The sequence below is a fragment of the Pseudonocardia kunmingensis genome (assembly GCF_006716445.1).
In the GTDB taxonomy this organism is placed as follows: Bacteria; Actinomycetota; Actinomycetes; order Mycobacteriales; family Pseudonocardiaceae; genus Pseudonocardia; species Pseudonocardia kunmingensis.
The window spans coordinates 456,297-474,723 of record NZ_VFPA01000002.1; the positions used below are offsets into that span (position 1 = coordinate 456,297).

Below are 18,427 nucleotides of genomic sequence, written 5' to 3' on the forward strand. Positions count from 1 at the left end.
CGGTTCTCGCCCGCCTGCTCGCTCGCCTGCTCGGCCGCCGGCCGATCTCAGCGTCGCCGCGCTCGCGGGTCCAGGGCGTCGCGGAGGCCGTCGCCCAGGAGGTTGAAGCCGAGGACGAGCAGGAAGATCGCGAGCCCCGGGTAGAGCATCAGGTACGGCGCCCGGTCGAGATAGTTGCGGCCCTCGGACAGCATCGCGCCCCATTCGGCGGCGGGCGGCTCGACGCCGAGGCCGAGGAACGACAACCCCGAGATGGCGAGCAGCATGACCCCGATGTCGAGCGTAGTGAGCACGACGATGGGCGCCACGATGTTCGGCAGAAGGTGCCGGGTGAGCAGGCCCAGGTCTGACGCACCCGCGGCGCGTGCCGCCTCGACGTACGGTTTCTCGCGTTCGGCCAGTACCGCGCTCCTGACGACCCGGGCGTAGCTGGCCCAGGCCACGGCGACGACGGCGACCATCAGGTTGCCCAGGCCGGGCCCCAGCACGCCGGTGATGGCCAGCGCCAGGAGGAACAACGGGAAGGCCAGCACGATGTCGACGACCCGGCTCAGCACCGTGTCGAGCAGGCCGCCGTAGAACGCCGTGACCATCCCGACGACCAGGCCGATGAGCGCTGTCGACAGCCCGGCCGCGACCGCGGTCCCGATCAACAGACGGGCCCCGAACAGGAGCCGCGACAGGAGGTCCCGGCCCAGGTTGTCGGTCCCCAGCGGGTACGTGGCCGAGGGCGGCGCGAACTTCCGGGCGACGTCGACGGCGTCCGGATCATGCGGTGCCAGAACGCCGGCCAGCGCGGCGGCGCCCACCAGCGAGACGATGAGCACCAGGCCGAGGACGGCGGTGCGGTCCCGCACCATCGCCCGCCCGACGGCCCACCCCGATCCGACGAGAGTCGGAAGGGGTTCCGCCGACGCCGCGCCGGCGGGGTCGGTCCGCATCTGCGGGATCGTCATGGCGCGCCCCTCCCGACGGAGACGCGGGGATCCAGGGCTGCGTAGGTCAGGTCGACGACCAGGTTGATCACCGCGAAGGCCACTCCGGCGTACAGGATGGTGCCCTGAATCGTCGGGTGGTCCCGCTCCAGGATCGCGTCGACGAGGAGCTTGCCCACGCCGGGCCATACGAAGATCGTCTCGACCACCGCGGCGCCGGCGAACAACCCGGCCACGCTGGTGCTGAAGGCGGTGACGAGCGGGATCATGGCGTTGCGCAGGGCGTGGTTGCCGACGACGCGCAACTCGCGAAGCCCCTTGGCCCGGGCGGCGAGGACATGATCACTGCCCATCACCTCCAACACGGCCGATCGTGTGAAGCGGGTCAGCGTGGCAGCCGGGATCATCGCCAGGGTCAGGACCGGCAGCATGTAGCCGGCCGGGCTGCCCCTCCCGGCCACCGGCACCAGGTGGAGCTGCACCGCGAAGACGGAGATGAGCACGAGAGCCAGCCAGAAGCTCGGTATCGACGCGCCGACGAGCGAGACCACCCGCACGACCTGGTCGACGACACGGTTGCGGCGCACCGCGCACAGGACGCCGGCCGGTACGGCGACCAGCAGCGCCAGGACGGCCGCGGGAATCGCGAGTTGGACGGTGAACCCGATCCGCCGGAACAACTCGTCGGTCACGGGCCGCCGGGTGGAGTAGGAGACGCCGAGGTCACCCGTGACCGCCCCGCCCACGAAGTCGGCGAACCGGACGGCCACCGGGCGGTCCAACCCGAGCTCGGACCGCACCTGGACCAGCTCCTGCTCGGCGGGCGGGCGCCCGTTGAGGCGCGTGTAGTAGCTGTAGGCCGGGTCCCCAGGTGTCAGATTGGCCAGGAGGAACGTCAGCAGGGCGATGCCGAACAGGGTGGGGACCAGGAGCAGCACCCTGCTGACGACGTAGCGGCGCATCAGGCGGTCAGGCCCACGCTCTCCCATCGGACGTTGAGGAACGAGGAGTTCGGGACCAGCCCGACCACCTTCGCCGACGTCCCGTAGGTGCGGAACACCCCGGCGATCGGCAGGATCACGGCCTGGACGTCGATGGCCTCGTGCATCGCGTCGGCCACCTGCTGCTGCACGGTGGCCGAGTCCGGCTCGGTGAGGCTCGGGGCGAGGATCTCGTCGAACCTCAGGCCAGGGGCGAACAGCGACTGGTAGGGCGCGGAGTTGCCGCCCGTCGCGGCCCCGGTGAAGAAGAGCAGAGTCGGGAGGAACCCGACGTTGGCGTCGTTCTGGTTGCCCTGCTCGAGGTACAGGTCTCCGCCGCCGCTGGTGATCAGGGCCTGGTAGGAGCTGCTGTCCGGGCGTTCCACCACCTCGACGTCGATCCCGATCGTCTTGAGCTGTGCCTGGAGGAAGGTCGGGATGGGCCGCAGGGCTTCGGCGGAGGGGAACCCGGACACCAGGGTCAGCTTCAGCTTGCGGCCGGCCTTCCTCCCGGATGCCGTCCGCCCCGCGGGTCCAACCGGCCGCGTCGAGGAGGGACTCGGACCTGGCCGGGTCGTAGCCGAACCCGGTGACGGTCGAGGCGGCCGAGCCGAGCGAGTCCGGGGGAATCAGCGTCTGGTCCGTGGTCGCCTGCCCGTCGAGCACGCCGTCCACCAGTTGCTTGCGGTCGATCGCGGAGGCGACGGCCTGCCGGACGTCGATGTCCTGCAGGAGGTCTCGGCCGGCCTTGCCATGGATGTTGAGGTAGAGGGCGTCGTAGGCACCCACCGGGCTGGAGAGCACGGTGAAGCCCCTGGACCGCAGGCCGTTCACGTCGGGTCCGGGGATCTGATAGGCGACGTCGATGTCACCGGCCTCGAGGGCAAGCCTGCGCGCGTTGCTGTCCGGGTAGAACAGGAAGCTGATCTGCGCGACCTTGGCCTTCTCGCCCCAGTAGTCGTCGTTGCGGGCCACGACGATGCGCTCCTTCGGCGTACTCGAGGAACGTGAACGGTCCGGTACCCATCGGTTTCACGCCGGCGATGGAACCCGGCGCGTAGACGACGTTCGACGGGTGCCCGATCTGCTCGGGCACGCGCAGGTTGGGCACCGTGGGGGTGAAGTCGATGGTGTACTCGTCCACGACCACCGCGGAATCCGGGCCCGCCTTGATGGTGCTGCCGTTCTTGCGCTGCGCGACCCGGTCGAAGAGCCCGGCCTTCACGGCCTGGGCGTTGAACGGTTGCCCGTCGTGGAACCGCACCCCGTGGCGGAGGAAAAATCTCCAGGTGTTCGGCGCCCGGAACTCCCACCGCTCGGCCAGCAGCGGCTTGAGCTCGTAGTTCGGAGCGATGAGGATGAGCGTTTCGAGAATGTTCGCGATGGTCGGAGAAGCACCGAGACTCGCATCGGGCCCTCGAGCACGTACTGGTCGTCGGTGACACCGACCCTGAGCTGCCCCGCCGTGTCGATCGGTCCCACCGCTGGCGGGTCACCCGTGCCCTGGCTGGCACAGGCTGCGGCCAGTATGAGTGCAAGGACGATCACGACGAAACTGCGGAACTCGCGCAACGCTGGCTCCTTCTGTCAGAGGATTGTGTGAACATCGATCGCCGCGAAATCGGCAGCGAAATGGCATGCCACCGGATGCCCCTGGCCGCGGTCGACCAGTGCGGGTTCCTCCTGCGCGCAGAGCGGCTGCCCCCGCGGGCACCGGGTGCGGAAGCGGCAACCCGACGGGGGAGCCAGCGCGTTCGCCGGCTCGCCCGTCAGCACGATGCGGCGCCGCCTGCGCTCCACGTCCGGATCGGGCACCGGCGCGGCCGAGAGGAGCGCATGTGTGTGCGCGGATGGGCCGGATGCTGGTAGATGTCCTCGACGGTGCCGATCTCCACGATCTTGCCGAGGTACATCACGGCCACCCGGTCGCAGACGTGGCTCACGACGGCGAGATCGTGGGAGATGAACAGGTAGGCCACGCCCAGCTCGGCTCGGAGATCGTCGAGCAGGTTCAGCACGCCAGCCTGGATGCTGACATCCAGTGCCGAGACCGGCTCGTCGAGGATCACGACCGCCGGGTCCGGCGCCAGGGCCCGGGCGAGACCGATGCGCTGCCGCTGTCCGCTCGAGAACTCGTGGGGGTAGCGGCGGGCGTGCTCATGCCTCAGCCCCACACGTTCGAGCAGCTCGCCGACCCTCCGGTCCGCGTCCTGACCGGAGGTTCCGCGCAACCGGAGCGTCTCGCAGATGGTCGCGTGCACCGTCATCCGGGATCCAACGAGCCGTAGGGATCCTGGAAGACGATCTGGAGGTCGCACCGAAGGCGGCGCATCGACCGCGGTCGCAGGGCGAGCACGTTCTCGCCGCGCAACAGCACCTCGCCGCTGGTGGGCTCGACGAGTCGCAGCAGGCACCTGGCGGTCGTGGACTTCCCGCACCCCGACTCGCCGACCAGACCCAGCGTCTGTCCTGCGTCCAGTGTGAAGGAGACACCGGACACCGCTTGGACGCGCCGACCTCGTCGCCCCGGGTACTCCTTCACCAGGTCGCGCACCGTCAGCAGCGCAGTCATGATCGATCCGATGCGCAGCTCACGTCGAGGTCCTCGGCATGGTGGCAGGCGACCTGCACGGACCCGACGGGCCGCAATCGCGGATCGGCCTCGAGGCAGTCGGCTGCCCGTCGGGGACACCGGGGCTGGAAGGCGCAGCCTGTCGGAACCCGGAGCAGCGACGGCGCCGCCCCCTCGAAGCTCGTCAGCCGCCGGTGCTTGGCACCGGTCGGGCGCGGGACCGCGGCCAGCAGTCCTCGGGTGTAGGGGTGCCGCGACCGGTGGTAGATGTCGTCCACATCGCCCTGCTCGACGATCCTTCCGGCGTACAGGACGCACACCCGGTCCGCCAGCCCGGTGACCACTCCGAGGTCGTGGCTGATCAGGACGATCGTCAGCTCGCGTTCTTTCCTGATGCTCCGCAGGAGATCCAGGATCTGGGCCTGGACAATCACGTCGAGAGAGGTCGTGGGCTCGTCGGCGATCAGGAGGTCGGGGTCGTTGGCCAGCGCCATGGCGATCATCACTTGCTGGCACATCCCACCCGAGAGCTGGTGGGGATGGTCCCGCATCCGTCGGCGGGGATCGGGGATCCCCATCAGGCCCAGCAGCTCGACCGCCTTCGCCCTCGCCTGCGTGCGGCTGACGTCCGGCCGGTGGGCCCCGTATCCCCTCGACGATCTGGTGCCCGATCGGGATCACCGGATTGAGAGCCGACGACGGTCCTGGAAGATCATCCCGACCTTGGCCCCACGGAGCAGGCGCAGCTGTGAGCGCGGCGGCCCGAGCAGCTCCTGTCCGTTGAGGCGGACCGAACCCCGGACGTCGGCCCCGTCGGCCAGCAGCCCGAGCAGCGCCAGCATGGTGACCGTCTTCCCCGAGCCCGACTCCCCGACGACGCCGAGTACCTCGCCTCGTGCAACCGTGAGGTCGAGCCCCCGCACGGCGTGCACCGGCCCCGCGGTCGACCTGAGATCGACCGACAGATCCGTGACCTCCAGGACCGGGAGCGTCATCGCCGCGGCTCGTGGGCGGCCGCCTCGTCCACGGTGCTCAACCGAAATGGATGAGTGAGGACCGGTCCTCGGCCACCTCCGTGAGGATCTCTCCCAGCGGGCGCGTCACGCCGCCGATCGCCGCCATCTGCTCCTCGGACACCGCACGGGTGTCCACGCAGCCCGGTCAAAGGGAGACGAGGAACGGCCCGCCGGCGGCGGCCTCCACCTTCGCGCGCAGCTCCTTGCCCCGGTCGTCGTCGGCGATGCCGTCCGGCTGAGCGACCCGGACGGCGTCGCCGGCGAGTCGGACCTCGGCGTCGAGGCCCGCCCGGGCCGCGACCTCGGCGAAGTGGTACGCCGACCACGTCGGGCCGGGGTCGGTGCGCGGATCGGCGGCGGTGAAGAACACGAGGTGCTTGCGGGGCACGGGAACCTCCAAGGGATAGGTTGTTTCAGTTGATGCGGACCCGTTCGCTGGCGTCGAGCAACTCGCGGGTGTACGGGCGCTGGGGATCGGCCACGAGCTCCTCGGCCGGACCGACCTCGACGATGCGTCCGGCCTGCATGACCGCGATCCGGTCCGCGACGTAGCGGGCCAGCGCCAGGTCATGGGTGATGAACACGAAGCCGGTTCCCAGCCGCTCGCGGGTGGCGAGCAGCAGCTCGAGGATGGTCGCGCGCAGCGACGCGTCGACCATCGAGGTCGGCTCGTCCGCCACGATCAGTCGGGGTTGGCCGACGATGGCGCGTGCGATCGCGACGCGCTGACGCTGGCCCCCGGAGAGCTGGTGCGGGTGCCGGCCCAGGAACCGCTCCGCCGGACCGAGCCCGACCTCCTCGAGCGCCGAGGCGACCCTGGGCCCGCGCTCCGCCGACGCGACACCGGCGATCGCCAGCGGCTCACCCACCACCTCGGCGATACGCATGCCAGGATGCAGCGCGTCGTAGGGGTCCTGGAGCACCAGGTGCATCCGTCGCCGCTCGGCGCGCAGGGCGCGGCCCCGGAGGCGGGCGATGTCCACACCGTCGAGCAGCACCGCGCCGCGGTCCGGCCGTTCCAGCCCGAGCACCAGCCTGCTCAGGGTGCTCTTGCCCGCCCCGCTGGCCCCGACCAGGGCGAGAATCTCGCCCGCCGCGAGCGTCAGCGACACCCCGTCGACGGCGGTGACGCCGTCGCGGCGGCGGGTGTAGCGCCGCGTCACGACGCGCAGCTCGAGGAGCGGGACGCCCGGCGTCGATGAGTTGCTCGCACGCTCGCTCATCCCGCGACCGCCGAGGGACTGTCCTGGTGCAGCAGGCAGGCGGCACTCTGCTCCCCGCCGAGCTCCACGAGCCGCGGATCCACGTCGTCGCAAGCACCGAACCGGCTCGGGCAGCGCGGGTGGAACCGGCAGCCGGCCGGAGGAGCGAGGGGATCCGGCGGATCACCGTTGATCGCGACCAGTGGCTCGCGCGGCCCGCGCAGGCTCGGGAAACCGCGCAGCAGCTCGCGGGTGTACGGGTGCCCGGGCTCGGCGGTGACTCGCGCCGACGGGCCGTCCTCGACGATGCGGCCTGCGTACATGACGAGCAGGTCGTCGGACGCGGTCGCGGCGAGCGGAAGGTCGTGGCTGATCAGGAGGATGGACATGCCCATCCGGGTGCGCAGGTCGAGCAACAGGTCGACGATCCGGGCCTGGGTGATGACGTCCAGACCGGTTACCGGCTCGTCGGCGATCAGCAGCGACGGCTCGTTGGCGACCGCCATGGCGATGACGATCCGCTGCCGCATCCCGCCGGACAGCTCGTGCGGGAACGCGTGGTGGCGCCGCACCGGGATGCCGACCAGCTCCAGCAGCTCGCTCGCCCTCGCGGCCGCCGCGGCGCCGGGCCGGGTCAGCGCTGCCGCCTCGGCGACCTGGCGATGCGCGGAGTAGGCCGGGTTCAGCGCGTTCATCGCGATCTGCGGGATCAGGGCCACGCCGCGTCCGCGCAGCGGCGCGATCCGGGACCGCAGCGCCCGGCCCAGGTCGCGCCCACCGAGCCAGACCTGGCCGTCGGTCACCCGGGCCGGCGGGCGGGTCAGCCCCAGCAGCGCCATCGCCAACGTGCTCTTCCCGCTACCCGACTCCCCGACGAGACCGACCACCCGGCCCGGCGGTACGTCGAAGTCCACGCCGTCGACCGCCCGAGCCGGGCCGGATGCGGTCTCGTACTGGACCACCAGATCGCGGACCCGCAGTGCCGGCCCGTCCGGGTCGGTGATCTCCGGGGCGGCCCCCGGGCGCCGCGGTGGTCGGCGGGCCGGCCGGGTGAGCCGGGGGTCCGCCCACTCCTCGACGGCGTAGCCGAGGAACGCGAAGCCGACAACCGCCGTCGTGAGCGCCAGCCCTGGTGGGAGCACCCACCAGGCCCACGCATCGGTGAGGAACGCATTGCGGGCGTTCGCGAAGTGCAGGATCGTGCCCCAGCTGACCCGCACCGGGTCGCCGAGCCCGAGGAACGCGAGCGAGGCCTCCAGGAGCACGGCGATGTTGGCGGCGCGGACGAACTGCGCGGCGGCGAGCGGGGCGATGCGGGGCAGCACGTGTCGACCGATCACGCGCGCGGGGGAGGCGCCCATCGAGCGGGCAGCCAGGACGTGCCCGGCCTCCTGGGCCTTGAGCACCTGGGAGCGCAGCACCCGGGCCGGTCGGGCCCAGATGACCACGCTGATGACGAGGATCGTGGCGACCAGGCCGCGGCCGAAGAACGTGGCCAGCACGATGACGAGCACCAGGAACGGCAGGCCCAGCATCAGGTCCACTGTCCGCATCAGCACTGCCTCGACGCGGCCCCGGTAGTGCCCGGCGACCAGCGCCACGGTCGAGCCGAGCGCGGTGGCGACGAGAGCGGCGATCACCGCGATCAGCAGCGATACGCGCGCCCCGTCCAGCAGCTGCGCCCAGAGGTCCTCGCCGGCGTCGTTGGTGCCCAGGGGATGGTCGGCGGTGGGAGGCTGGAAGGGCGGCCCGGAAGGTGCATCCGGCGGATGCCAGGACAGCACCGGCGCGAGGACGGCGGCCAGCAGCAGCACGGCGAGCAGGACCCCGCCGGTCAGCCCGAGGACCCGCCCTGGCGAGCGTCGCCGCTTCATGCCGGGACCGTGGAGCGGCGGACCCGCGGATCGAGCAGCGGGTAGAGCAGGTCGTTGACGAAGTTGGCGAGGATGACCCCGGTCGCCAGCAGCAGGAAAGCGCCCTGCAGGACGGGGTAGTCGCGGGCCAGCACGCTCTCGTAGATGAGCCGTCCGAGACCGGGGTAGGAGAACACCGTCTCCACCACCGCCGCCCCACCGACCAGCGTCCCCAGGCTGATCAGGGTGATCGTGGAGACCGGCAGCAGCGCGTTGCGCTGGGCGTGGTGACGGATCCGGCGCGCATCGAGCCCCTTGGCCGCGGCCATCAGCACGTAGTCCTCCTGCAGCTCGGTGACCAGTGCGGAGCGGGCGACGAGGTAGACCGGCCCGATCGACGCCAGCACCAGCGTCGCGAGCGGCAGGGTGAGGCGTTCGCCGACCTCGGCCAGGAACGCGAGCCCCTCGACGTCGCTGATCGGTTGCGCCCCGAACGTCGGGAACCACCCCAGCTGCACCGAGAACAGCAGGATCATCAGCATGCCGACGAAGAACGGCGGCATCGAGTCGACGAACATCGCACCTGCGAGGACGCCCGCGTCGCCGGCCGTGCCGCGCCGCCACGCCGACCGGAACCCGAGCAGGATGCCGATCGCCGTGGCGATCACGACCGCGCAGCCGACGAGCAGCAGCGTCCACCCGAGGCGCTCCAGCAGCAGATCCAGCACCGGGGTGCCGTACCGCACCGAGTACATCAAGTCACCCCGGGCCAGACCGGCGAGGTAGTCCCCGAACTGCACCGGGATCGGCTCGTCCAGGCCGAACTGGTCCAGCACCTGGGCGCGTTCCTCCGGGGTCAGCGCGCCGGTCTGCTCCGGCGGGAACAGGTAGTCGACGGCGCTGCCGGGGGCGAGCCGAGGCAGGGCGAAGTTCAGGCAGACAGCGACGAACAGCACGGCGGCGTACTGCAGCCCGGCTCGGAACGCATGGCGTGCCACCCTCGCCCCGCCTACTCGTCGTCGCCGGTGTCGGCGGCCCGGCGTCGGCGAACCACGAGCAGCGCTCCGCCGCCCACCAGCACGACCGCCGCGGCCACGACGAGCCAGGTCGTCGCCCCGCTCCCGGCGCCACCGGCCGCGGCGGCAGCCGGGGCAGCGCCTCCGCGCTCGGCCCGTGCGGCCTCGACGTATTCCGGCAGGAACGACCGCTTCGTGAAGATCCCGTGGCCGGGATCCGACAGCCACCCGTCGTAGTCGGCCGGGCGGTAGGCGTACTCGCCGTCCCGGTACCACAGCACCATCAGCGGGTTCTCCGCGGCGAGCATGCCCTGGGCCTCGCCGAGCAGCCGGGTGCGCTCCTCGGCGCCGGCCGTCGTGGCCTGCTCGGCCAGCACGTCGAACGCGCTGTTGGTCCATCCGGTGACCGACGCGCCGAAGCCCTTCGGGCCGGGGGAGTGGAAGAAGTAGTACAGCGCATCCGGGTCGACGTGGGCGTGTGACTCGATCACCGAGATGTACGCGTCATAGCCAGGTACTGCACCCGGGGGTGCCGCCCGGCTGGCACGCAGAGTGGCGGGATCGAGCGCCTCGGCCTTCAGCCGGACCCCCAGGGGCTCGAGCTGCTGGCCGATGAGCTGCGCGGCCCGGATGTCCTGTGGTTCGAAGGAGTTGACTAGCACGGAGAACTGCAGCGGCGCCCCGTTCGGGGCGACCCGGATGCCGTCCGGTCCGCGTACGTACCCGGCCCCGTCCAGGAGCGCCTGCGCGGCGGCGGGATCGTGCTCGACCGTGGCGCCTTCCAGCGCCCACGCAGTCTGCGGGTGCAGGAACGTGGGCAGCCCCGGCCGACCGTGTCCGAGCAGGATCGTGTCGACGATGGCCTGGCTATCGATGGTCAGGCTCATGGCGTGCCGCAGCCGCGCGTCGTCCAGCGGCGGCTTCAACGCGTTGAAGTAGAGCTGGTTGGACTCGAACTTCGTGCCTTCGAGGATCCGCATGCCCGGTTCGGCGGAGAACTGGTCGAAGAGCTCCGGGGGCACGTTGCGGGTCACGTGGGCGACCTCGCCGGTCTGCAGCGCGGCGAAGGCCGCCGCCGGGTCGCGCACGATGGGCATCTCGAGCACGTCGACGGTGGGCCGGCCCTTGAAGTAGGCCTCGTTCGCCTCGAACCGGTAGAGCTGGTCGGGAACGATTTGCACCAATCGGTACGGCCCGGTTCCGACAGGGAGGGCCTGGGCGGCGGTACGCGGATCGGTGATGCCCTCCCAGATGTGCTTCGGAAGGATCGGGAGGTCCGCGCCGGGGAGCGTCTTGAAGGCCGGCGCAGGCTGCCCGTACTCCAGCCGCACGGTCCGCGCGTCGAGGACGGTGGCGCCGACGAGCGGAGGCACGTCGAAGACATGGTGAGCATAGCGGCCGGACGCGGCGCGCTGCTGGTCGTAGTACTCGAAGCTGAACCGCACGTCCTCCGACGTGAACGGCCGACCGTCGTGCCAGGTGACGCCCTCGCGCAGCGTCACCGTCCACTGGGTCGAATCGGCGTTCGGCTCGGCCCGTTCGGCCAGCCAGGGCTCCGGGTCGGAGCTGACCTGGGACCAGAACAGGGAGTCGTAGACGAGCATGAGCAGGTCGTGCGTGTTCGGCGCCGCTCCGAACGTCGCGGTGAAGGGCGTGAGGTTGTTCTCGTAGCCGTTCAACGCGATGCGCAGGGTCGTCGGTGGGTCCTCCTGGCCGGCCGCGGGCGGTGCCACCAGCACCACGCCGAGAACGGCGCACAGCAGAGGAAGGACCGCTCTTCTGGACACAGGGAGCCTCCTGCTGATCACCGTCCGTTCGGCAGAGACTGCGTTGGCCATCTAGGCCTGGTCAATATAGGATAAACGCATCTACCGGCTCCGGCATTAGGCGTAGCCAATAGATGTTTTTGGCATCTACCTCGTCAAAGCCAGTAGCAGCTACGGTTCGGCGCGCTTTGACCTGCATCACACGCCAGTCCGGCTGTGGAGGCTACTGTGCGTCACCATTCTCTGGCCGTCATCGCGTTTGTGGTGGGCCTGGGACTCGCCGCATGCAGCAGCCCGGCCACCGACACGGCGCCCGCGGCGCCCACCCCGGTATGCGGGGGAACCCTCGTCGTCGCGATCGACAGTGATCCGGGCAGCTTGAACCCGGCCGCGACCACGAGCGGTGGCGTGCACACCGCATCGGAGCTGATGTTCAACGGGCTCGTCGGGCTCGGGCCCGATCTGCAGCCGGTGCCGGAGCTCGCAGAGAGCTGGGAGGTGCTGGAGGACGGTGCGCTCTACCGGTTCCACCTGCGCGAGGGCGTGACATGGCACGACGGGCAGCCGTTCACCTCCGGTGACGTCAAGTACAGCTTCGAGGAGGTGTTGCTCAAGCTGCACTCGCGCACGCAAGCGTCCGTCGGCAGCGCGATCCAGTCGATCGCGGCATCGGATCCGTCGACCGTCGAGTTCCGATTCAAGCAGCCCTACGCCCCGCTGCTGCAGCAGCTCGACGTCACCGAGGCCCCGATCGTGCCGCAACACCTCTACCAGGGCACCGACCCGGCGAAGAATCCCGCGAACATGGCGCCCATCGGTACTGGGCCCTACACGTTCGTCTCCTACGCCCCGGGCTCGGAGATCCGAATGGCCCGTAACGGTAGCTACTTCGAGGCCGGCCTGCCCTACCTCGACGAGGTCGTCATGCGGGTCATACCGGACCGGGCCAGCCAGGTCAACGCTCTGCGCGGCGGCGAGGTCGACTGGCTGTTCGGGGTTCCCGGGCCCGAGCGGGCCGTCCTCGAGGCCGATCCCGCGTTCGGCACGCTGCAGACCCCGATCAATCCGGGTGGTTCGAACTGCATCATGACCGTGAGCTTCAACCTGGACCGCCCGGTGCTCCAGGACCTGCGGGTGCGCCAGGCGATCTCGTTTGCGCTGGACCGGCAGCAGTTCGTCGACCGGGTGCTCTTCGGTGAGGGCCGCGCGGCCGACGCGCCGATCTCCAGCGGAATCCCGTTCGCATATGCCGACGACCTGGACAACGTCGTGAGCTACGACCCGGCCCAGGCCGAGCGACTGCTCGACGAGGCCGGGTGGAAGCGCTCCGGCGATGGAGGGGTCCGCTCGTCGAGCGGGGTCCAGGGCGTTCCCGACGGAACGCCGCTGGCGATCAACTTCGTTGCGTTCCCGTCGTTCAACCAGTACGCCGAGCTGTACCGCGCCCAGCTCGCCGCGGTGGGTATCGACGTCACCCTGCAGCCGTTGGACCCGCCGGTGTTCGCCGACACCGTCTTCGCGCAGCGCAACTTCGACACCAACATCATCAGCTACTGCAACGGGACGGATCCCGAGATCGGGGTCAAGCGGATGTTCCTGAGCAGCAACATCAGCAAGACACCGTTCTCGAACGCCTCGGCGTACCGCAATCCCCAGATGGATGCGCTGTTCGGTGAGGCTGCGACGACGGTCGACCCGGCCCAGCGCTCCGAGGTGTACCGCCAGATCCAGCAGCTCGCCGTGGACGACGCTCCGTACACATGGGTCGTGGAGACCACCGCCACCCGGGTCTTCCGCAGCGGCTGCGAGGGCTTCGGTCCCTCCGGGCACTTCGCCAAGACTGCGTTCTGCGCCCCGCCGCAGTGATCGGGTGAACGCGCGCTACATCACCTGGAGGCTCACGCAGGTCGTCCCGACCTGCGTCGGCATCCTGCTCGTGGGCTTCCTGCTCATCCACGCGGCCCCCGGCGATCCCGTGCTGGCGTTGGCCGGGCAGAACGGAGACGCCGCGTACTACGCGTTCATGCGCGAGAAGTTCGGGTTGGACGAGCCCCTGCCGACCCAGCTCGCGGTCTATACCGGCAACGTGCTCCAGGCCGACTTCGGTGACTCCTATGTCCAGGGCCGGCCCGCCATGGACGCCATCCTCGAGCGGTTGCCCGCCACGGTCCTGCTCACCGGTGCGGCACTGATGCTATCCACGGTCGGCGGGATCGCGTTCGGGCTGCTGGCGGCCTCTCGGCCGTGGGGCGTGCGTGATGTCGGCGTGAGCACGATGTCGCTTGGGCTGTACGCGGCCCCGGTGTTCTGGGTCGGGCAGCTGGCTGTGCTGACCCTTGCGCTGGGGCTCGGCGTCTTCCCGATCCAGGGCATGACCACGGCGCGTGACCCGGCCACCGGCTGGGCGCTCGTCCTAGACATCGCCCACCATCTCGCGTTGCCGGCGCTGGTCCTCGCCGCCGCGGAACTCGCAGCGATCTCGCGGCTGACCCGTGCCGGACTAGTGGAGGAGCTCGGGCGCGACCACATCCGGACCGCTCGGGCCAAGGGTGTGCCAGAGCATGCGGTGCTGCTCAAACACGGCCTGCGCCGGGCGCTGCTCCCGGTCGTCACCGTGATCGGCGGGCGGGTCGGCCACCTGGTGTCCGGGGCGATCGTGGTCGAGGTGGTCTTCGGCTGGCCGGGCATCGGTCAGCTGCTGCTGTCCAGCATGCAGAACCGGGACGCGCCGATCGTCCTGGGCGTCTTCGTGATCGTCGCGCTCACCGTCGTCCTCGCCAACCTCGTCACGGACTTCCTCTATGCCTTCCTCGACCCCCGTATCCGCTACCGCTGAGCTGCCCGTCGGGGTGGCCAAGGCCGTCGCCGCCTCCCGACGGCCGTTGCTGGCTCGCGTCCTGACCAGCCCCGGGGGCGCGATCGGGGCTGTGTTGGTCGCGGCCGTCGTCCTCACGGCGGTGTTCGCACCCGTGCTCGCTCCGACCGACCCCTTTGCGATCGCCGGGCCGTCGTTGGCGGCTCCGTCGGCCGCGCATCCGATGGGCACCGACGCGCTGGGCCGCGACACCTTCAGCGGAGTCGTGCACGGTGCGCGGACGTCGATGCTGGTCGCGGGCGCGGTCGGCGTGCTGGTGCTGCTCATCGGCGGGACCGTCGGCGTGCTGGCCGGGTATCGCGGCGGGCGGCTCGACGATGTGCTCATGCGGATGACCGAGTTCGTCCAGGTCCTGCCGGTATTCTTCCTCGCGATCGTCGTGATCGCACTGTTCGGCCCCGGCCTGGACCGGCTGATCCTCGTGCTCGGCCTCAGCTCGTGGGAGCTGCTCGCCCGCGTGGTCCGGGCCGAGGTGCTCGCGCTGCGCGAGCGCGAGTTCGTCGAGGCCGCGCGGGCCACCGGCGCATCGGCGATGCGGATCGTGGTCCGCGAGATTCTGCCCAACGCGCTACCTGCAGCCCTGGTCTACCTCGGGCTGCTGCTCGCGCAGGTCATGCTGATCGAAGCCAGCCTCGGGTTCCTCGGGCTCGGTGATCCCAACGCGATCAGCTGGGGATACCTGGCGAGTGAGGCGCAGCAGTTCCTGCGGGTGGCCTGGTGGCTGTCGTTCTTTCCCGGGCTGGCCATCGTTGCCGCGGTCCTCGGGCTGAACCTGCTTTCCGACGCCCTCACCGACGTGTTGGGCGGGCGCCGATGAGCAAGGCCCTCTTGTCCATCCGCGACCTCACGGTCGAGTTCGACACCCCGGCCGGCACGGTCCACGCGGTGAACGGGGTGAGCTTCGACGTCAACCCCGGCGAGGTGCTCGGTCTCGTGGGCGAGTCCGGCTGCGGCAAGACGGTCACGCTGCTGGCAGCGCTGCGGCTCCTGGCCGAGCCACCGGCCAGGCTCGTCGGTGGACAGGCACTGTTCCAGGGGCGGGATCTCCTGCGACTGCCTCGCCGCGAGCTGCGCCGCGTACGCGGCCGTGACATCGGGTTCGTGTTCCAGGATCCGCTGACCTCGCTGCACCCGTCGATGCGCGTAGGTGACCAGATCGCGGAGGCCCTGCGGGTGCACGACCGGGGCCTGGCGGCAGCTGCGGCACGCGCCCGGGTGGTGGACCTGCTGGACCTGGTCGGGGTGCCACGGCCCGCGACCCGGCTGCGCGACTACCCGCACCAGTGGTCGGGCGGGATGCGTCAGCGCGCCATGATCGCTGCGGCGATCGCCAACCGGCCGGCGCTGCTGATCGCCGACGAGCCCACCACCGCGCTCGACGTCACGATCCAGGCCCAGGTCCTCGATGTGCTGCGGCTCGCTGCCGCCGAGACCGGCGCAGCGACCGTACTGGTGAGCCACGATCTCGGCGTCATCGCGGAGCTGGCCGCCAGGGTGGTGGTGATGTACGGCGGACGGGTCGTCGAGACGGCACCGGTCGGCGAGCTGTTCGCCCGGCCGCGACACCCCTACACCGCTGCCCTGCTCGCCAGCGTTCCCCGCGTTGATGGGCCGTTGCGCCTTTCCGACCCCGTGCCCGGGCAGCCTCCGACCCTGCTCGAGCAGCCGGTAGGTTGCTCCTTCGCGGGGCGTTGCCCATGTCGTGAGGACCGGGAGCGGTGCGTCGTCGAGGCGCCCGAACTCGCGCCGGGAACCCACAAGGTCGCCTGCCACTTCCCGCTGACCGCGAGCCGTTCGTGACCCCGGATGTCCTTCGGGTCGAGCGCCTGAGCACCCACTTCCACACGCCGCGCGGCGTCATCCGCGCCGTCGACGACGTGAGCTTCGCCGTGGCCGAGGGCGAGACACTCGGGCTGGTCGGTGAGTCGGGATGCGGAAAATCGACGCTGGCCCGCACCGTGGTCCGCCTGCTCGACCCGACCGCCGGACAAGTGTTCTTCGACGGCCACGACGTCACGCACACACGGGGGCGGGACCTGCGCGCGCTCCGCGCCCAGATGCAGATCGTCTTCCAGGATCCGTTCGCCTCGCTCAACCCGCGCATGCGGGTGGGCGAGATCGTCAGCCAGCCGCTGCGGGTGCACCGGCGGTACCGCGGGAGCGCAGGCGAGGATCGGGTCGAGGAGCTGTTCGAGCTGGTCGGGCTCGACCCCGCAATGCGCGACCGCTTCCCGCACGAGTTCTCCGGCGGGCAGCGCCAGCGCGTCGGCATCGCCCGGGCGCTAGCGCTACAACCCCGTGTCCTGGTTCTCGACGAGCCGGTCTCGGCCCTCGACGTCTCGGTGCGGGCACAGATCGTCGCGCTCCTCCACCAGCTGCAGCGCGACCTCGGACTGGCCTACCTGTTCATCGCCCACGACCTCGCGGTCGTGCGCCAGCTCGCGAACCGGGTAGCGGTCATGTACCTCGGCCGGATCGTGGAGACCGGTCCGCGGGACGCCGTGTTCGGTGCCGCGACGCATCCGTACACGCAGTCGCTGCTCTCGGCGGTGCCGGTACCCAACCCCGCGGGCCGGGAGTCCCGGCAGCGCATCGTCCTCAGCGGCGACCCACCCGATCCCGAGGATCTCCCGTCCGGATGCCGGTTCCGCACCCGTTGCTGGAAGGCCGCCGAGCAGTGCGCCGAGCACGATCCGCCGCTGGCTTCCGATGCGGTCGCCGGCCATGCGTCGGCCTGCTTCTTCGCAACGTCGCTAAAGATCTTTCAAGGCGGAGATTACCTCCGGTCGGTCCGGGGTGACGGCTGCCGGATCGTGGGCTATGCCCGAGCTATGAGGTATGCCGATGGTGGCGGCCTGACCGCCGAGGAACGGGCGCGCCGGGAGCAGGTGCGGTTCGCGGCCGCTGACCGGTTCGCCGCTGGGGCCGGTGATGGCCGGGTGGCCCGGGAGTTTCGGGTCTCGCGGATGTCGGCGAACCGGTGGCGCCGGGCGTTCGAGGCCGGCGGTCGGGACGCGCTGGTCTCCAAGGGTGCGGGGGGTGCGGTGTGCAAGCTCGATGCCGTCCAGGTGGCGCGGCTGGAATCGGTGTTGGCCGACGGTCCGGCCGCGTATGGCTGGGCCGAGGACCAGTGCTGGACGCTGGCGCGGATCGCCGAGCTGATCGCCAAGCAGTTCGGGGTGGTCTACACGCTGGGCGGGGTGGACTACCTGCTGCACCGCCTCGGCTGGTCCTGGCAGGCGCCGGCCCGGCGGGCGGCCGAACGCGACGAGGCCGGGATCGCCGCGTGGCGCGACGATCGGTCGGCGAGTGGGGGTTTGGGGTGTCAGAACCAGTCAGAGCACGTCGGCTGACCGACGAGGAAGGCCGTCGGCTGACTCAGATCGTGCGCCGGGGGCGCGGGAACCCGATTCGGGTCCGCCGGGCGACGATCATCATGGCCTCGGCGTCGGGAACGCTTGTGCCTGCGATCGCGCGGCTGGTGGCAGCCGATGAGGACACCGTCCGCGATGTCATCCACGCGTTCAACCAGCGGGGGTTGGCCGCGCTGGACCCTCGGTGGGCGGGAGGCCGTCCCCGCCTGATCAGTGACGCCGACATCGGGTTCATCGTCACGACGGCCACCACCCGCCCGGGCAAGCTCGGGTGCCCGTTCACCCGCTGGAGCAGTTCCTCGACAACGTGCGGGTGCCGGCGTCGGACGTGATCGGCGAGGTCGGCCGGGCCTGGCCCGCGATGATGACGCACCTGGCGCAGGAGCGGCTCGCCTCCGCGGTCTGCAACGTCGCGCACGCGCGCCTGGTGCTCGACGAGGCCGTCGCCTACGTCCGCTCGCGCGAGGCGTTCGGGTCCACGATCGCGGCGCTGCAGCGCACCCGGTTCCTGCTGGCCGACCTCACCACCGAGGTCGCGACCGTCCAGGCCTTCCTCGACGCCTGCATCGCGGCCCACGTGGAGGGCGAGCTCAGCGCGGTCGAGGCCGCGATGGTCAAGCTGAAGAGCTCCGAGGTGCAAAGCACGGTCGTCGACGCGGCGGTGCAGATGCACGGCGGCCTCGGCTACATGCGCGAGAGCAAGGTCGCCCAGGACTGGATGGACGCCCGGGTCACCCGGCTGTGGGCGGGCACGAGCGAGATCATGCGCGAGGTCATCGGCCGCTCGGTCACCCGATGACCCTCGACCCGGACCTGGCGCGGGCCCTCGACGCGGTCG

The 18,427-nt window shown here is 70.8% G+C and carries 16 protein-coding genes and 3 pseudogenes; 7 read left to right on the forward strand and 12 right to left on the reverse strand.

Going from position 1 to position 18,427, the window contains the following annotated elements:
• Window positions 1–47: 47 nt before the first annotated feature.
• The 12 genes and pseudogenes from nikC to FB558_RS18085 all read right to left on the reverse strand — a co-directional run bounded on the left by nikC (window position 48) and on the right by FB558_RS18085 (window position 11,361).
• Window positions 48–956, reverse strand: a complete 909-nt coding sequence (gene nikC / locus FB558_RS18025; protein WP_211366660.1) for a nickel transporter permease — start codon at window positions 954–956, stop codon at window positions 48–50.
• A complete protein-coding gene (locus tag FB558_RS44580) occupies window positions 953–1,897 on the reverse strand; it encodes an ABC transporter permease (protein ID WP_142054983.1) in 945 nt (314 codons plus the stop codon). Before FB558_RS44580 ends, nikC begins: the two co-directional genes overlap by 4 nt.
• On the reverse strand, window positions 1,897–2,391 hold the full coding sequence (locus tag FB558_RS44585) for a periplasmic substrate-binding domain-containing protein (RefSeq protein ID WP_142054985.1): 495 nt from the start codon (window positions 2,389–2,391) through the stop codon (window positions 1,897–1,899). The genes FB558_RS44580 and FB558_RS44585 overlap by 1 nt, the downstream gene beginning before the upstream one ends.
• Window positions 2,392–2,482: 91 nt before the next feature.
• Window positions 2,483–3,299, reverse strand: a pseudogene (locus FB558_RS45700) (ABC transporter substrate-binding protein); the annotation flags it as partial.
• Between the two features lie 203 nt (window positions 3,300–3,502).
• A pseudogene (locus tag FB558_RS18050) lies at window positions 3,503–4,487 on the reverse strand (ABC transporter ATP-binding protein).
• Window positions 4,484–5,005 (reverse strand): oligopeptide/dipeptide ABC transporter ATP-binding protein, encoded by a 522-nt coding sequence (locus tag FB558_RS44590; protein ID WP_425468057.1) that lies wholly within the window; start codon window positions 5,003–5,005, stop codon window positions 4,484–4,486. Before FB558_RS44590 ends, FB558_RS18050 begins: the two are co-directional and overlap by 4 nt.
• Window positions 4,991–5,482, reverse strand: a pseudogene (locus FB558_RS44595) (ATP-binding cassette domain-containing protein); the annotation flags it as partial. The pseudogene FB558_RS44595 and the gene FB558_RS44590, both read right to left, overlap by 15 nt.
• A gap of 166 nt (window positions 5,483–5,648) precedes the next feature.
• Entirely contained in the window at window positions 5,649–5,891 is a 243-nt protein-coding gene (locus FB558_RS18065) for a hypothetical protein (RefSeq protein WP_142054991.1), read from the reverse strand.
• 25 nt (window positions 5,892–5,916) lie between these two features.
• The gene (locus FB558_RS18070; RefSeq protein WP_142054993.1) at window positions 5,917–6,726 is read right to left on the reverse strand and encodes an ATP-binding cassette domain-containing protein; all 810 of its coding nucleotides are present in this window, start codon (window positions 6,724–6,726) and stop codon (window positions 5,917–5,919) included.
• Window positions 6,723–8,579, reverse strand: a complete 1,857-nt coding sequence (locus FB558_RS18075; protein ID WP_142054995.1) for a dipeptide/oligopeptide/nickel ABC transporter permease/ATP-binding protein — start codon at window positions 8,577–8,579, stop codon at window positions 6,723–6,725. Before FB558_RS18075 ends, FB558_RS18070 begins: the two co-directional genes overlap by 4 nt.
• The gene (locus tag FB558_RS18080; RefSeq protein ID WP_142054997.1) at window positions 8,576–9,556 is read right to left on the reverse strand and encodes an ABC transporter permease; all 981 of its coding nucleotides are present in this window, start codon (window positions 9,554–9,556) and stop codon (window positions 8,576–8,578) included. Before FB558_RS18080 ends, FB558_RS18075 begins: the two co-directional genes overlap by 4 nt.
• Window positions 9,557–9,567: 11 nt before the next feature.
• Window positions 9,568–11,361 (reverse strand): ABC transporter substrate-binding protein, encoded by a 1,794-nt coding sequence (locus FB558_RS18085; protein WP_170231377.1) that lies wholly within the window; start codon window positions 11,359–11,361, stop codon window positions 9,568–9,570.
• 195 nt (window positions 11,362–11,556) lie between these two features.
• On the opposite strand from FB558_RS18085, the gene FB558_RS18090 reads away from it, so the two are divergent.
• The 7 genes from FB558_RS18090 to FB558_RS18120 are packed head-to-tail and all read left to right on the forward strand — an operon-like array spanning window position 11,557 to window position 18,388.
• Window positions 11,557–13,206, forward strand: coding sequence for an ABC transporter substrate-binding protein (locus FB558_RS18090; RefSeq protein WP_142055002.1), 1,650 nt, complete (start codon window positions 11,557–11,559; stop codon window positions 13,204–13,206).
• Between the two features lie 4 nt (window positions 13,207–13,210).
• Complete coding sequence (locus tag FB558_RS18095) at window positions 13,211–14,176, forward strand: ABC transporter permease (RefSeq protein WP_170231378.1); 966 nt, start codon at window positions 13,211–13,213, stop codon at window positions 14,174–14,176.
• Between the two features lie 13 nt (window positions 14,177–14,189).
• On the forward strand, window positions 14,190–15,032 hold the full coding sequence (locus tag FB558_RS18100; protein WP_211366661.1) for an ABC transporter permease: 843 nt from the start codon (window positions 14,190–14,192) through the stop codon (window positions 15,030–15,032).
• A complete protein-coding gene (locus FB558_RS18105; protein WP_142055008.1) occupies window positions 15,029–16,015 on the forward strand; it encodes an ABC transporter ATP-binding protein in 987 nt (328 codons plus the stop codon). The genes FB558_RS18100 and FB558_RS18105 overlap by 4 nt, the downstream gene beginning before the upstream one ends.
• Window positions 16,012–17,568 (forward strand): oligopeptide/dipeptide ABC transporter ATP-binding protein, encoded by a 1,557-nt coding sequence (locus FB558_RS45530; RefSeq protein WP_142055010.1) that lies wholly within the window; start codon window positions 16,012–16,014, stop codon window positions 17,566–17,568. Before FB558_RS18105 ends, FB558_RS45530 begins: the two co-directional genes overlap by 4 nt.
• 32 nt (window positions 17,569–17,600) lie before the next feature.
• Window positions 17,601–17,921, forward strand: coding sequence for a helix-turn-helix domain-containing protein (locus FB558_RS18115; protein WP_281288644.1), 321 nt, complete (start codon window positions 17,601–17,603; stop codon window positions 17,919–17,921).
• Window positions 17,861–18,388, forward strand: coding sequence for an acyl-CoA dehydrogenase family protein (locus FB558_RS18120; RefSeq protein ID WP_211366662.1), 528 nt, complete (start codon window positions 17,861–17,863; stop codon window positions 18,386–18,388). The genes FB558_RS18115 and FB558_RS18120 overlap by 61 nt, the downstream gene beginning before the upstream one ends.
• Window positions 18,389–18,427: the final 39 nt, after the last annotated feature.

Excerpts from the sequence above, each read along its gene's own strand:
- nikC (WP_211366660.1), bottom strand. The coding sequence starts at position 956 with ATGACGATCCCGCAGATGCGGACCGACCCCGCCGGCGCGGCGTCGGCG.
- FB558_RS44580 (WP_142054983.1), bottom strand. The coding sequence starts at position 1,897 with ATGCGCCGCTACGTCGTCAGCAGGGTGCTGCTCCTGGTCCCCACCCTG.
- FB558_RS44590 (WP_425468057.1), bottom strand. The coding sequence starts at position 5,005 with ATGTGCCAGCAAGTGATGATCGCCATGGCGCTGGCCAACGACCCCGAC.
- FB558_RS18070 (WP_142054993.1), bottom strand. The coding sequence starts at position 6,726 with ATGAGCGAGCGTGCGAGCAACTCATCGACGCCGGGCGTCCCGCTCCTC.
- FB558_RS18075 (WP_142054995.1), bottom strand. The coding sequence starts at position 8,579 with ATGAAGCGGCGACGCTCGCCAGGGCGGGTCCTCGGGCTGACCGGCGGG.
- FB558_RS18105 (WP_142055008.1), top strand. The coding sequence starts at position 15,029 with ATGAGCAAGGCCCTCTTGTCCATCCGCGACCTCACGGTCGAGTTCGAC.